We start from the raw sequence: 13,876 nt of genomic DNA on the forward strand, positions 1-13,876 counted from the left end.
CACGCCGAATGCGCGCGATGCCGCGTCAGGGATGGCCAGAACTGCCGGCGAGCAGCCGGTCGATCTCACCCATCGCCGCGTCGAACTCGGCAAGAGCCGCATGGGGGAGGGCGGTAGCCTGGTCCAAAGACGCCGGCTGCCCATCCCTTCCCGGTTCTTCGACGACCAGCAGGGCCTTCCCCTTGACCGTCTCCCGCCGTGCCATGCGCGCCGCCACAAGGGCGTCGCCGATCGCATAGGTGCCGCGCCGACTGATCCCGAACGCCCAGGTGATCTGATCGAGCCCGAGTGGCGCAAAACCAGCGAGCAGGATCCACACCTGCGGTGCCCGCGCGCTCGAGCGCAGGTGCCCCAACTGCTCGCGCATCAGCACCGCGCGCCGCCGCGCTTGCGCGACCAGCTCGGCAAGCCGGGTCACGCTGCGCTGGAGGCTGCGGGCCGCCAGCATGGCGCGTTCGCCCGGCCAGAGCTGCGGCTGCAGCGTTTGCGCCGTCACCGCGCCGGGGCAGGGGAGGGCGCGGGCCCACGCGCCGGACGCGGTCAGCAGCCGCCCCAGCGCGGCATCGACCGCCCAGAGCGGGGTGCGCGTGGCGGCCTGCTCGATCGCCACCGCGCGGTTCCCAAACGAACGGATTTGCACCGCGCGCTCCAGCGGCGCGAACCGCGGATCGGCGCGCAGCAGCGCGTGCAGGCGGGCCAGACCCGCGAAGGGCAGGGGGGTCTCGTCATCCGCGCCGGCCTGTTTCATTAGCGTGATCGCCCTGCCGATCGCTTCCTCCGCCAGCGCGTCTTCGGCTTGCATCGGGCGGTCGGCCCCGAAGCGAGCGGCCAGAGCGATGGTCTGCGCGGCATCGGCGAGCGGTTCCCACGGATGACGGCTGAGTTCGCCGAGCAGGGCGCGGACCACGGCATAGGCGGAGCAGCCGGTGAGGGGTGTCTCTTGGGGGCCGCGGTCGAGCCCGGCGAACCAGGCGTTGAACCGGTGTTCGGCGTCCGCAAATCCCGCTTGCGCCAGGGATGAAAGCAACACCTCCCGCAGCAGCCCTACGCAGAACAGCCGTTTTTCGATATCGGTGAGGCTGGCGAGGAGCCCGTCGAGCCGGCCGAGCGCCAGCGCGCATTCGCCTTGCGCGAGGGCGAGCTCCTCGGGTGGGACGTCGGTGTCGGCGGCGAGGGGATGGAAGCGCTCCATGCCCGATGTGTAGTGAATGCCAAAACACTGCACAACTACTCAGGTGGTTGGTGAACGAACATGTGATAATTGCAGTTATCGCAGAAGCGGATTTGACGTCTCTCTTTTAGCTGCGCTACAACCGGGCCATGGATGCAAGCGGGGCAAGCCAGCGCGACAGCGCCGAAAACGGGGGCATCGCGGCCGCTGGCGGCGAGGCTGTCGCCTTGCCTGCTGCCGCGATGCCCGATCTGGCCTCGACGGCGACGCAGATGCGGGCCGGGGAACGGATCGTTATCAACGAGGAGCTCATCGCTGCTTATCAGGCCGCGAGCTCGCCGCACTCGCGCCGCGCGTTGAAGAGCGACCTTGAAGCGTTCGACCTCTGGTGCCGGCGCACGGGCCGGATCGCGCTGCCGGCGACGGCCGAGGTGGTGGCGGACTATCTGGTCGGGCGGGCGGGGCATGGGGCCAGGCCCGCCTCGCTCGCGCGCTACAAGGCGTCGATCGCCAAGATCCACCAGTTGCTCGATCTGAAAGACCCGACCCAAGCCGAACTGGTCAAGCTTCGCCTGCGCGCGATCCGCAAGGACAAGGGGACCGCGCAGCGCCAGGCGCGCGCCTTACGCTTCAAGGGGCCGGTGCGCGACGTCGCCGCCGACACGCCGCGCGGGCTCAATCTCCGCGCCCTGCTCGACAGCTGCGGCGACACGCTGCCCGAGCTGCGCGACCGGGCGCTGCTCTCGACCGCCTATGACACCGGCCTGCGCGCGTCCGAGCTGGTGGCGATCGACGTCGCGCATATCCTCGAGGCGACCGATCCCGAGGCGCGGCTGCTGCGCGTTCCGCGCAGCAAGGGCGACGCGGAGGGGGAGGGGGCGACGGCGTTCCTGTCGCCCCGTTCCGTGCGCGCAATCACCGCCTGGCTAGCGGCGGCGGGGATCGAAGAGGGGCCGCTGTTTCGGCGGGTCCAGGTGCGCCGGTTCAAGGCGAAGCCGGCGGTGGCGGGGGAAGGGATCGCCCGGCGCGACGCGGACGGCAGACTGCTGCTCCTGCGGGCCGCCGGCAAGCCGGCGCAGCCCGCGCGGGTCGACTATGATGTGGGAGACACGGCGCTGCATCCCGGATCGATCGGGCCGCTCTGGCGCGCAATCATTCGCCGCGCGTTTGACCGCGGCGCACTGCCCGACCTCACCGCCGACGATCTGGTCCGGCTGCTCAACGGGATCAGCGCCCACTCGACGCGGGTGGGGCTGAACCAGGACCTGTTCGTCAGCGGCGAGGAGCTCGCCGGCATCATGGACGCGCTGCGCTGGAAAAGCCCGCGCATGCCGTTGGCCTATAATCGCAATCTTGCTGCCGAAGCAGGAGCCGTGGGTCGTCTCGCGCGCAAGCTTGAATGACTACACCTGGGACAAAGCCGTAGTTCCCACCGGACAGGTTGAGCGTTTGCTCCTGTCAGAGGCCGACGTTCGGCGCTTGTCCGCGCGGCGTGATGTTACGACTGAAGCTTGGCCGATAGGCGAACGTCCGGTCCAGAGTTGAGATATGGCGATAGTTGCCGTCGCGCTGCCGCCTGCCGAGCCTCGGCACGATCGCGCCTCACGCGATTGCCAATAAGCGACAAAATCTGGGGCAAACCCGCCGGCAGCTCCCGACCAACATGCGCCATTCAGCGACAACGTCGTGAACCGCCGCTATGACCAAAACCTGTCTCGCAGACATGGACTTACCGGAGAGCTAGTCTTACTCGACGAGCGTCGCGGTCAGCAGCTGGGACCGTCGCTTGTAAGTGTTGTAATCCGCGCAATCATGAAGCGCGTTATACATCCCGCGGAGCGCGAGCTATTCGTCATAAGCGGCTGCTTCGTCTGGCTGACGTTTCCGCCTGCGCGAATCACCTGGCGGTTAGCCTTGACTCTGCCGCTGCGAAGGACTGCCTTGGCTCGGATGGCAGGACGTTGGATCCGGCCTTCGGCAGGCCATCAACGAGACCCCGTGAATTTTCTTTGGGCGATAAGGATGCCAATCATGGGTCTACCACAGGATGAGTTGGAGCAGCGCTGATGGTGACGATTGCCCGCGCCTTCATAGCGTGGATGCTCGTTCCCTGAGACAACGCATCGGAAGATTGTATTGCCAGCCATTTATGAGCGGGGGCCGCGTTATGATAGTCGATCTTCTTTCGTTAGGACCCCTAGACAATTTGGTCGCTCGAAAGAAAATGGCCCCGTCGGAGCAAGCTCAACGACGAGGCCGAGGTTCAGGACCGCCCGAGGGGAACAGGCGGCAGATCCAATATTAGGTCGCAATCATGAATGCGCAATGACCCGGCCAGCGACTGCGTCAGTAGGTGGCCTGCGGTTTATCTGACTTGCGCACCAAGCGGTAGGCTCCAGCAGCGATCGCCGCCAGAACCCCCAGCTTTGCGGCGGTCTTCAACGCACCAGATGCCACATAGCCAATGATCGCGCCTTTCACGCGCTGTCACCGTCCCGCCGGTCGATCGCCGCCCCAACTGCTGTTCCGATCAGATTTCTCATGCGTCATCTCTCCAATTTGCCTGCGATGAGCGCATGAACCATGCCAAGGTTCCTCCGCCCTGCCAGACCGCGCCGCTCTCCATAAGTGCACCACGCTCGTCAGAATTGCCGCCACGCCCATAAGGAACGCGCCATCGATATTCATCATTGCCGACTCCTTTCCTGTGAGGCATGGTCCCCATTTGTTCTCATGTGGGAAAGTTGATTCTGCGATGGCGGAGCAGACCCCTAATCAGGCGCCACTGCGCAGCGCCGCTAAGGCAATCTACGATACGGTATACCCTTCGTCGGAATGGACGCCGGTGTCATTCGATGAGGCTGAGCGCCTTCAGACCATGCACTATCGAAACGCCGTCGCCGCTGCTGGCGACCCACGGAAAGCCTGCCGGTCTATTCCTTCCTGACCTGTGGCTATGATGGCGACGCTGCCACGCATGTTGTCGGCTCTATCCACCCCGGCCTGTCCTGTCATCCTTCAACCGGACGACTATGACCGCTGGCTGCGCGCGGATCTTGACGATGCGCTATCGCTGGCGTGCGCATATCCTAGCCAGTTGATGGGCGTCGGTGACGTTTGATTTACGTAACGAAGCTAAGGCCCTAATCCCATCCAATGTCTAATGTCCTCAAATTCCGCCGCCGCGAAAAGGCGCCCCGTTCGCCTGTCATGCTGGCAAGCTTCGCCATCATCGGCATCGCCGGAGGACTCGCCTCGCTCTCAATGCCCGATGGAGCGAAGGCCAGGGATGATGTCTCCCGCACCTTTGCCCTTTGCCATACCGGCGGCGGCACCAACTGCGTGGTTGATGGCGATACGATCTGGCTTGATGGGGAGAAGATCAGAGTTGCCGATATTGATGCGCCAGAAACGCACCCGCCGCACTGCCCAACAGAAGCAGAGTTAGGCGAGCGTGCGACGCGGCGGCTTCACCAATTGGTCAATGCCGGGCCATTCATTGTGGCCACGCTTGATCGCGATACCGATCGATATGGGAGAAAATTGCGGGTGTTGACACGGGGCGGTCAGTCACTCGGTGATGTGTTGGTTAGCGAGGGGCTAGCCCGGACATGGAGCGGCAGGCGGGAGCCATGGTGCTGAACGTCAGCGAATTCAGCCGCACGGGCATAATCGCCTGCCAGCTCAACCTTCATCTTTACGCTTAGGCGCTTATGACGACCTCAAGCCTGTGTTCGCCGCCAATCCGAAAGCCATCGTGTTTTCGGTCGGGGCAGCACCAAAATCATTAACGGGATGAACAATGATCGTGACACCGCTCTCACCAGCCGCCGCCGCTTTCCGTAACCGCGTTGAGGACGAAGCGGCCTTTCTCACGACGTGCGAAGGGGGCGACCCTGGCTCGCCCGAGAATCGGTCAATCTGGTTGCTGGGAATCGAACCTGGCTGGTCCCTCGCCGACGAAGCCGCCGATACTGAGATGGAAGGTGAGCGAGCAGCAAAGTTGGATGCCTACGCCGTCGAACTACAACTTGAATGGCCCTTCAATCGCAATGCTTTCAAGCTGCTCTGCGCGTTGGAGGGTGGGGATCCGGAGGATTTCCGCGCATTTGCGCAGCGTGCCCGTCCTTTCGAGCACGGTTCGACTGGATATTTCAAAGCAAATCTCTTCCCTGAACCTTGCAACAAGGTCGGGGAGTGGGACGCACATTCCGCTGCAAAGACCGGCTTCACCCGCAAGGATGACTACCGCGCGTGGCTGCGGGAAAATCGCTTCCGCGTGATGAAAAGTTGGATTGAACGCTGCCGACCCCGCTTGGTCATTGGCACTGGCCTGACCCACCTTGTAGATTTCCTTGAGATCACCGGTACACCCGGGACTCCGACAGTCCACACCATCACGGTGAACGGTCACGCGAAGAGATTACATGTCGCCACAAACGGGATGGTTCCCGTCGCCGTAATTCCTCACCTGAGCGGGGGACCCCACAGCCTGAACAGCAATGAAGCGATCAGACTGATTGCAGAGCAAATAAGAAGCGAAATCGGGGTTGAAAGTCCTGCTTAGGCATCACGCGGGTTCGATATGATCCACGGCGAGCAGATCGAACCCATCTCTTATGCCGACCACTTTGACCCGCGTGCCCAGAAGATGCTTGTGCCGCTTCAGGATGTCCAACCGCCATTCTCCACCGTCCGGCACACGCAGGATTGGATAAAGACCGTTCTCCAGCAAGATGCCGGTTAGCTCGTGACGGGTTGGCCGATGCATGACGCTTTGTGCTCCCGATAGCTAGGTCAAGAATTGGATCACAGCGTGATTTCTCGCTCAGAGAACCGCTGGACCGATTGTCGACCTATTTTCCGAGGCCCACCACATGACCAAAACGCCTTAATCTGGGCGTTTCGATCTGCGGAGTATGCCGCCCCTAATGAAAAAAGACTCCGCTCGACTGTGAAAAGCGGAGCCAGTCTGAGGAAATGCTTGTCGCGTGCGCAATGAAGAAAGGGGCGTTCGTCAGAACACCCCTTCCTGTTCATGCGGTTACGCAATCAGTAACGCCAGGAAATGCCCAGCGAAAGCTTGTTGTTGTCCACGCGGATGCCATTGGTATCCAGATCGCGGTTGAGGCCAGCGCTGCCATAATCTTCGATCAGATATTCAACGCGGATCGACGCCTGCGCGCCGACGCGCGTTTCCAGGCCTGCGCCGTAAACCAGGGCGTCCTGCATCGTCTTCGTGCCGTAGGTATCGACGCCGTCAAAAACCGTGGTCTTGAACTTGGTCGACTGCCAGCCGCCACGCGCATAAAGGGCGGTGCTGTCGGCGATCATTGCACCGAGGCGAGCGCTGAGGCCGAACGATTCGCGGGCCTTGACCTTGCCGCTGATGCTGTCCGTGCCGTCGTCAAGCTCAGCCGAAATGCTGGCGCCCGAGAAATTGGCGTTAGCTTCCACGCCGAAGAAGACGTTGTTCGACAGGGCATAGTCATAGCCGACATAAATGCCGCCGCCGATGCCGTTGCCGCTCAGGCCATCCAGGTCGAGCGTGCCGATGCCGATATCGGTGTCTTCGGCCTTCACTTCATAAGCGTCGCGGCTGATCTGCGCGCCGATGAATGGACCGGAAAAGGTTTCGGCATGAGCGGAAGTAGCTCCGGCGACGATCGCCAGAAGCGTCAAAGAAATTTTCTTCATAGTTCCCCTGAATTGGTTCGCGGAAATTTTTTGTTTCGGTTGCGACCCGATGTGGCGGGTAGTCGAGCAAGCAGATCAGGTCAAGCTCACAGCGATAGTTTCCGCAAAACTGTTGATTGATTACAACAGGTAAGCGTGCACGGAGGATGTGAGACTCACACGATGTGCGCCCTCGAAATTCTAGATCGAAGGCGGCTCGCTGCTGAACAATGGCTGCGGAAAAAGTGACCCGGCCGGATGGCCGGGTCAGGTAAAGGAAACTAAAGTTCCCTTCGGGTCGCAGGGGACTGCTGGCTGGATTAAGCCATTTTGCCTATCCGGGTTTTTCCCGGTGCTGCTCGCCGGATGGATCGACCGCGGCTCAGTGCCTGGCGCAGCAGGTGCATTGGGCCGATGATTACAATGGCTTGATCTGCTCAATGTCTCCTCAAGGAATTTCCCTGCTTCACGACCTTCAACGAACTCGGCAAGGCAACCGCATGATAATCCCTTCAGGCCAGGCACGATATGATGGCACGCGGGCGCCCATGGCTGATTTGTTACTGTTGCTGGCCTACGGCTTCGGCTTCTGGCTGACACTGGGGCTGGCAGCCTATTGGGGCGGTAGAGGTTTTTATTCCGTCTGGTTTCCGGCTGCGGGCCTCCGCCTCGCCGTGCTATGGCACGCCGGGCCGCGCCTTACGACAGCAATCGCCGCCGTGGAAATCGTGGTCAATTTGATCATGGGGCGTTTCAATCCGGGCTCGCCCGACCTGGCGATGACGCTGTGGGGCATCTTGCGGCCAGTTCTGGCTTACGGTGGCGTGGTAGCTGTCATCCGCTGGCTATCCACCGGCAGAAGAGCGGGCGTCATGGCGCCTCCAATGCCCTTCGGACTTGCCGCCGTTGCCGCACCTGGGGTCGCAGCGTTCAGCGCTCTGCCAGAAGCACTGCTGCGGCCAGACCGAACGGCAGTTGAAAGCGTTCAGGATATCATGATCTCGCTCACGGCCTTTGCTGTCGGCGACCTGTTGGGCGTGCTGATCATCGCGCCGCCGCTTCTCTGGGTGGCCGAGATGATCAGCCAGCGCCGAAGCGGCATGATTGCGGCTTTCCGCGAATGCGCAATTCGCGGGAGCGCAACGCTGGAGGCTGCGCTCCTACTGGCAGGCGGGATCGCCACGACCTGGCTCCTCAACCGAATTGGACTGGGGTCCCAGCCAATGCCCCTCATCCTGGCTGTCGCGTGGATTGGTTTGCGTTCTGGGCGCTTTCCTGTGTGGATTGCTTTGACAATCGTTAGCCTTCTTATCCTGCCGGAGACGGCGGGCGCGTTCAGCACAATTGATCGGCTGCACCTGCATCTTGACCTCGCGACTGTCGTGGTGGTCGGCTATCTTGCGGGCAGCTATTGCGACGCCCAGAAGCAGGCCCGCACGGACATCGAGCGGCGCGACCGGCTGCTCTTCCAGGCCGAGCGACTGAAGACCCTGCGTGCGATGTCGGTGGCAGTTATCCATGAGATCAGCCAGCCGCTATCGACCTTGGCGATCGAGGCGAAACATCTTCACGAAATCACGGACGGGGCCGACGACGAAATCATGCGGAGCGCTGCACTGGTGGATCGCAAGGCCGCGACATTATCCAACCTTGTGCGCCGCCTGCGACGGTTCGGCGGGGCGGCGGTGGACGAGCCGAGCGCGCTGCCGGTTTCGGCGCTGATCGAAAGCGTGGCCGCAATTGCAACTCCGGAAGCCAGAGATCAGGGTGCGTTCCTCAAGATCGGCCCGATCAATCCCGATCTTGTCGTGTTTGCGCAGGAGGTGGAACTGAGCCAGGCGCTGATGAACCTCCTGCGCAATGCCATCCACGCGGCGAATGACGGACAGGTCGAACTGACCGGCGAGAAGGAAGGAAAAAGTGTGCGGATCATGGTCACGAACCGCGTCGGAACCAGCCATCGCGCCAAGGCAGGCATGGGGGTCGGCGCTCTGGTTGCGCAGGCCATAGTGGAAGCGCATGGCGGGCATTTGGAAAAGGCGAAGGTTCATGACGGTGTGGCCCACGCTTCAATCATCCTGCCGCTTGCCGGAGACGATGCATGAACGCAGACGATCCCAAGGTCTACGTGGTGGATGATGACGCAGATCTGGGCGCCACCGTGGCGCGGTTGCTCTGTCGGCATGGCTTTAGCGCGCAGTCTTTCCTGGACCCGGTCCGGCTTCTCGATATTTATGCACCGGCGCCTGCAGCCTGCATCGTCACCGACGTGATGATGGATGATCTCGATGGCTTCGGCTTTGCCGACCGGGTCCGAGTCATAGATCCGGCAGTCGCGATCATTTTCATGACGGCATGGCCGACGACCGCAAATGCCGTCGATTCGGTGCGTCGCCATGGAGGGATTGATTACCTTGAGAAGCCGCTTGATGAAGCGCGGCTGCTTGCCGCGGTCAGTGAAGGTGTGGATTGGTCGGTCCGGAAAAGACAGCAGCTCGCCCGCACCGCCACATTGTCTCCGCGCGAAAGAGAAGTGTTCGACCTGCTCGTGCAGGGTCACAGCAACAAGGTCATCGCTGCCATGCTGGAGCTCAGCCCTAAAACGGTTGAGGATCACCGGGCGTCGATCATTTCCAAAACGGGCGCTAACGGGTTGGCCCAACTGATCGCTCTGGCATCGCTGGACTAATTTTCATGGACCCACCCGCACGCTTCGGGCTTAAGCCGCGGACCTGGACGCCATTCTCATTAAAGCGCCGCTGGTGGAAGACGAGCTCATGCTAACCCTGAACCCACTTCTACAAAGCCGGACGCCAGCGTCATGACGACCGAAATCAAGGAGACGATATCGCGCGCCTCGTCGGGGCCTTTACTAGCGGGTCCGACAAAGATCCGGGGCTGGGGCCGATCTTCGATGACCAAATTGGCGTTCACCGGGCAAGCCTTGAATGGCAGGTCCCGCCAGGACCTTCCGGCGGCATCCGACCAGACCCGGTCTTTTGTAACGCGGCGGCCAAGGTCGGCTTCTGACAAAAGTCAGACGCTTCTTGATTAAATCCATATATCTATTATCGCGGATATATGGACGACGACTCAGCTATATCGACCCTTGGTGCGCTCGCCCAAGGCACCCGCCTCGATGCATTCCGCCTGCTGGTCCGGCATGAGCCTGACGGCCTGGCCGCCGGCGAGGTCGCTAAGGCGCTCGACGTTCCGCAGAACACCATGTCGGTGCATCTCGCGACCCTGGCGCGTGCCGGACTGATCCGGTCGGAGCGGCGCAGCCGCATCATCAACTACCGCGCCGATCTCGACCAGTTGAAGGCGCTCACCCTGTTTCTCGTGAAGGACTGTTGTGGAGGCAAGGCGGAGCTTTGCGAGCCGCTTATCGCCGAGCTTAATCCTTGCTGCTGAAGGCTCCCATGACCGTCGATATCATCATCTATCACAATCCCGCGTGCGGGACGTCGCGCAATACGCTGGCGATGATCCAGAACGCCGGCATCGAGCCGCGCGTCATCGAGTATCTGAAGACGCCGCCCAACCGCTCGCGTCTCGTGTCGCTGATCGGCCGCATGGGTATCACGCCGCGCGCGCTGCTGCGTGAGAAGGGCACGCCCTATGCCGAGCTTGGCCTGGGCGACCCGGCGCTAAGCGATGACCAGCTCATCGACGCGATGATCGCGCATCCAATCCTCATCAACCGCCCGATCGTCGTCTCGCCGCTCGGCGTGAAGCTGTGCCGCCCGTCCGAAGATGTGCTGGACCTGCTGCCGGCCCGGCAGCGCGGTGCTTTCACCAAGGAAGATGGCGAGAAGGTCATCGACGACGCGGGCAACAGGATCGGCGCATGACCACCGCCGGGTCGGCCAAGCCGGCGATCAGCACATTCGAGCGCTATCTCAGCATCTGGGTGGCGCTGTGCATCGTGGTGGGGATCGCGCTCGGCTATGCGCTGCCCAGCCTGTTCGGCACGATCGCCTCGGCCGAAGTGGCGCGGGTCAACCTCGTGGTCGCGGTGCTGATCTGGCTGATGATCATCCCCATGCTGCTAAAGATCGACCTCCGCGCGCTTGGGTCGGTCCGCCAGCATTGGAAGGGCGTCGGCGTCACCCTGTTCATCAATTGGGCGGTGAAGCCGTTCTCGATGGCGCTGCTCGGCACTCTATTCCTAGGCTGGCTGTTCCGGCCCTTGCTTCCGGTGGGTGAAATCAGCTCCTATATCGCCGGTCTGATCCTGCTCGCCGCCGCGCCCTGCACGGCGATGGTGTTCGTCTGGTCCAACCTCTGCGAGGGCGAGCCGACCTACACGCTGAGCCAGGTCGCGTTGAACGACGTGATCATGGTGTTCGCCTTCGCGCCGCTGGTCGGGCTGCTGCTCGGCGTCGCGTCGATCACGGTGCCTTGGGACACGCTGCTGATCTCGGTCATGCTCTACATCGTCGTGCCCGTTATCGTCGCGCAGATCGTCCGCAGCGCCGTTATCGGATCGGGCGGACAGGCAGCACTGGACCGGCTGCTGGCCCGGCTCGGACCGGTCTCGCTACTGGCGCTGCTGACCACGCTGGTACTGCTGTTCGGGTTTCAGGGCGAGGCGATCATCGCCCATCCGCTCGTCATCGCGCTGATCGCCGTGCCGATCCTGATCCAGGTCTATTTCAACGCCGGGCTAGCCTATTGGCTGAGCCGCAGGCTCGGTGTGGCATGGTGCGTCGCGGCCCCGGCTGCGCTGATCGGCGCCTCCAACTTCTTCGAGCTGGGGGTCGCCGCGGCGATCAGCCTGTTCGGGCTCAACTCGGGCGCGGCGCTGGCGACCGTGGTCGGCGTGCTGGTCGAGGTGCCGGTGATGCTGTCGGTCGTCTCGATCGTGAAGCGGACGCGGCCCTGGTACGAGGCGCGAGCGGCATGACCCAGATCTATTTCTCGGAGTCTCAGCACGCTGATGATGTTCTGCGACTCGCGCTTGGCGCCGCGCAGCTCCCGACCGACGATCTCGGCGGTCCCGATCAGATGTTCTTCAGTCTGTCCGACGATGAAGGGCTGATCGGGTTCATCGGCCTGGAGGGCGATGGTGCAGATCGGCTGCTCCGGTCGCTGGTCGTGCTGCCGACACGTCGCGGCAGGGGCTATGGTCGGATGCTGGTCGAGCGCCTTGAAGGCGTCGCCGACGGCGCGGTCGAACGGCTGCATCTCCTGACCAACGGCACCGGGGAGTTCTTCCGCAGGCTCGGTTACGCCGATGCCGATCGCGGTGCCGCGCCGGCCTTCATCGCAGCGACCGCGCAGTTCACGTCGCTGTGCGGTCCGCGCGCGACCTATCTCGTCAAGGATCTTGTATGACGCGCCTTCGTAACCTGATCGACCCCGACCATTTGCCTGCGCTCGATCTCAGCATCGCCATCACCCGGCCCGGCGCCGGCATGGGCGATGATCAGCCGCCGCCGCGTATTCTGTTGCTCTACGGGTCGCTGCGCGAACGCTCGTTCAGCCGCCTCGCGGCCGAGGAAGCGGCACGGCTGCTGATCCTGTTCGGCGCCGAGGTGCGGATATTCGATCCGAGCGACCTGCCGCTCCCTGATCAGGTGAAAGGCGACGATCATCCCGCCGTCCATGATCTGCGCCAGCATGCGCTATGGTCCGAAGGCATGGTCTGGTGCAGCCCCGAGCGGCACGGCCAGATCACCGGCATCATGAAGGCGCAGATCGACCATCTGCCGCTGGAGTTCGGCGGCATGCGGCCGACCCAGGGCCGCACCCTCGCGGTCATGCAGGTGTCGGGCGGCTCGCAGTCGTTCAACGCGGTCAACACGTTGCGCCTGCTCGGCCGCTGGATGCGGATGATCACCATCCCGAACCAGTCGAGCGTGGCGATGGCGTTCAAGGAGTTCGACGAGGCCGGCCGCATGCGTCCGTCGAGCTATTACGACCGTATCGTCGATGTGATGGAGGAGCTGGTTCGCTTTACTATCCTGACCCGCTCTCACGCTGGTCAACTCGTCGATCGCTATTCCGAACGGAAGGCCGCACAGGCGAAGCGTGATGCTGCGGCCGATCTTGCCTCGCGCGCTTTCGGCTGATGGCCGCAGGTTGCCCGCCACCTAGACTTAGAATATCTGCTTATTCTGAAAACAGCCTTTCAGGCTAACCCATCCAAACGGCAGCTAAGTCCCAAGCGTCACGAGGCCGGCTCCTCGTCTCTGGCGAGGAGCCGACGGCTTAGATTTCGGTGTTTTCGGCAAGGGCAAGCGCATCTTCTACGTCGATCCCAAGATAACGCACTGTGTTCTCGATCTTGCTATGGCCGAGAAGGATCTGGACAGCTCGCAGATTGCCGGTCGCCCTGCAGATGATCGATGCCTTTGTTCGCCGAAGCGAATGGGTGCCATACTCGCTTCGCATAAGGCCGACCCCCGTCACCCATTCGTCGACAAGCCGAGCATACTGCCGTGTGCTCAGGTGCCCATTGTGATCAACCCGGCTCGGGAACACATAATCGTCCACCGTGCCACCCCGGAGTTCTAGCCATGCCAGCAAGCTCGCCCGAGCATCTGGCAGCAGTTCGAACTGAACGGGCCGGCCTGTCTTCTGCTGCATTACTATTGCCCGTGTTCGGATCTGCCCGCCACTGACAAGGTCACCGATCTTCATCTGCACCAGGTCGCAGCCCCGAAGCTTGCTGTCGATCGCAAGATCGAAAAGCGCCCGATCTCGCAGGCGGCGGCGCTGATTGAGGTAGAAGCGGATTTCCCAGATCTGTTTCGGTTTCAGAGCCCGCTTTGCACCAACGGTCCTTCCGGCATTCCAAACCGGGCGCTTGGTGGCGGTGAGTTCGGTCTCAGGCATCTCCATGGTCGTTCTCCTATGGCCACGTTGGCCATTTGCAGAACGCTTGCCGATGACGATGCGCAGGAGTGGCTTTGCGGCCCGTGCCGACCAAATTAAGTTTTCTCCGCTCTCGCCTGAACAGCTGCTTAGGCCAGAATCTGCCATCTATTTGGGTCGCGGATGCTGAGCAGCAATGCGGTCCAT

General features: G+C 62.3%; 16 protein-coding genes. 10 read left to right on the plus strand and 6 right to left on the minus strand.

What is annotated here, in order from left to right:
• Window positions 1-25: 25 nt before the first annotated feature.
• Window positions 26-1,192 carry a hypothetical protein gene (locus L286_RS40185; protein ID WP_007686500.1) on the minus strand — a complete coding sequence of 389 codons (1,167 nt, stop codon included), beginning with the start codon at window positions 1,190-1,192 and terminating at the stop codon, window positions 26-28.
• 128 nt (window positions 1,193-1,320) lie between these two features.
• On the opposite strand from L286_RS40185, the gene L286_RS40190 reads away from it, so the two are divergent.
• Window positions 1,321-2,574, plus strand: a complete 1,254-nt coding sequence (locus L286_RS40190) for a tyrosine-type recombinase/integrase (RefSeq protein ID WP_021223699.1) — start codon at window positions 1,321-1,323, stop codon at window positions 2,572-2,574.
• A gap of 943 nt (window positions 2,575-3,517) precedes the next feature.
• On the opposite strand, the gene L286_RS49620 is transcribed toward L286_RS40190, so the two are convergent.
• Window positions 3,518-3,652 (minus strand): hypothetical protein, encoded by a 135-nt coding sequence (locus tag L286_RS49620; RefSeq protein WP_274518525.1) that lies wholly within the window; start codon window positions 3,650-3,652, stop codon window positions 3,518-3,520.
• A gap of 675 nt (window positions 3,653-4,327) precedes the next feature.
• On the opposite strand from L286_RS49620, the gene L286_RS48020 reads away from it, so the two are divergent.
• Both L286_RS48020 and L286_RS40200 read left to right on the plus strand, forming a co-directional pair.
• Window positions 4,328-4,813, plus strand: a complete 486-nt coding sequence (locus tag L286_RS48020; protein ID WP_238559322.1) for a thermonuclease family protein — start codon at window positions 4,328-4,330, stop codon at window positions 4,811-4,813.
• A gap of 160 nt (window positions 4,814-4,973) precedes the next feature.
• Window positions 4,974-5,738, plus strand: coding sequence for a hypothetical protein (locus L286_RS40200; protein WP_021223702.1), 765 nt, complete (start codon window positions 4,974-4,976; stop codon window positions 5,736-5,738).
• A 3-nt stretch (window positions 5,739-5,741) separates the two neighbouring features.
• On the opposite strand, the gene L286_RS40205 is transcribed toward L286_RS40200, so the two are convergent.
• Complete coding sequence (locus L286_RS40205) at window positions 5,742-5,942, minus strand: DUF5818 domain-containing protein (RefSeq protein ID WP_031293424.1); 201 nt, start codon at window positions 5,940-5,942, stop codon at window positions 5,742-5,744.
• A 281-nt stretch (window positions 5,943-6,223) separates the two neighbouring features.
• A complete protein-coding gene (locus tag L286_RS40210) occupies window positions 6,224-6,868 on the minus strand; it encodes an outer membrane protein (RefSeq protein ID WP_021223704.1) in 645 nt (214 codons plus the stop codon).
• Window positions 6,869-7,395: 527 nt separating this feature from the next.
• On the opposite strand from L286_RS40210, the gene L286_RS40215 reads away from it, so the two are divergent.
• On the plus strand, window positions 7,396-8,952 hold the full coding sequence (locus L286_RS40215; protein ID WP_238559323.1) for an ATP-binding protein: 1,557 nt from the start codon (window positions 7,396-7,398) through the stop codon (window positions 8,950-8,952).
• Window positions 8,949-9,536, plus strand: coding sequence for a response regulator transcription factor (locus L286_RS40220; protein WP_021223706.1), 588 nt, complete (start codon window positions 8,949-8,951; stop codon window positions 9,534-9,536). Before L286_RS40215 ends, L286_RS40220 begins: the two co-directional genes overlap by 4 nt.
• Window positions 9,537-9,622: 86 nt before the next feature.
• Here L286_RS40220 and L286_RS49025 read toward each other — a convergent pair whose 3' ends face one another.
• Window positions 9,623-9,781 (minus strand): hypothetical protein, encoded by a 159-nt coding sequence (locus L286_RS49025; RefSeq protein ID WP_193746244.1) that lies wholly within the window; start codon window positions 9,779-9,781, stop codon window positions 9,623-9,625.
• 147 nt (window positions 9,782-9,928) lie between these two features.
• Here L286_RS49025 and L286_RS40225 point away from each other — a divergent pair, with 147 nt between their 5' ends.
• Genes L286_RS40225 through arsH form a run of 5 tightly spaced genes read left to right on the plus strand, consistent with a single transcriptional unit; the run spans window position 9,929 to window position 12,924 of the window.
• Window positions 9,929-10,261 (plus strand): ArsR/SmtB family transcription factor, encoded by a 333-nt coding sequence (locus L286_RS40225; protein WP_021223707.1) that lies wholly within the window; start codon window positions 9,929-9,931, stop codon window positions 10,259-10,261.
• An 8-nt stretch (window positions 10,262-10,269) separates the two neighbouring features.
• Window positions 10,270-10,701: an arsenate reductase (glutaredoxin) gene (gene arsC / locus L286_RS40230; protein WP_031293426.1), complete on the plus strand. Its 432-nt coding sequence runs from the start codon at window positions 10,270-10,272 to the stop codon at window positions 10,699-10,701.
• On the plus strand, window positions 10,698-11,756 hold the full coding sequence (gene arsB, locus L286_RS40235) for an ACR3 family arsenite efflux transporter (protein ID WP_021223709.1): 1,059 nt from the start codon (window positions 10,698-10,700) through the stop codon (window positions 11,754-11,756). The genes arsC and arsB overlap by 4 nt, the downstream gene beginning before the upstream one ends.
• Window positions 11,753-12,187: a GNAT family N-acetyltransferase gene (locus tag L286_RS40240; protein WP_021223710.1), complete on the plus strand. Its 435-nt coding sequence runs from the start codon at window positions 11,753-11,755 to the stop codon at window positions 12,185-12,187. Before arsB ends, L286_RS40240 begins: the two co-directional genes overlap by 4 nt.
• Window positions 12,184-12,924, plus strand: coding sequence for an arsenical resistance protein ArsH (gene arsH, locus L286_RS40245; protein WP_021223711.1), 741 nt, complete (start codon window positions 12,184-12,186; stop codon window positions 12,922-12,924). The genes L286_RS40240 and arsH overlap by 4 nt, the downstream gene beginning before the upstream one ends.
• A gap of 139 nt (window positions 12,925-13,063) precedes the next feature.
• On the opposite strand, the gene L286_RS40250 is transcribed toward arsH, so the two are convergent.
• Complete coding sequence (locus L286_RS40250) at window positions 13,064-13,696, minus strand: tyrosine-type recombinase/integrase (RefSeq protein ID WP_021223712.1); 633 nt, start codon at window positions 13,694-13,696, stop codon at window positions 13,064-13,066.
• Between the last annotated feature and the right edge of the window lie 180 nt (window positions 13,697-13,876).

The organism is Sphingobium sp. HDIP04 (genome assembly GCF_000445085.1).
GTDB lineage: Bacteria > Pseudomonadota > Alphaproteobacteria > Sphingomonadales > Sphingomonadaceae > Sphingobium > Sphingobium indicum.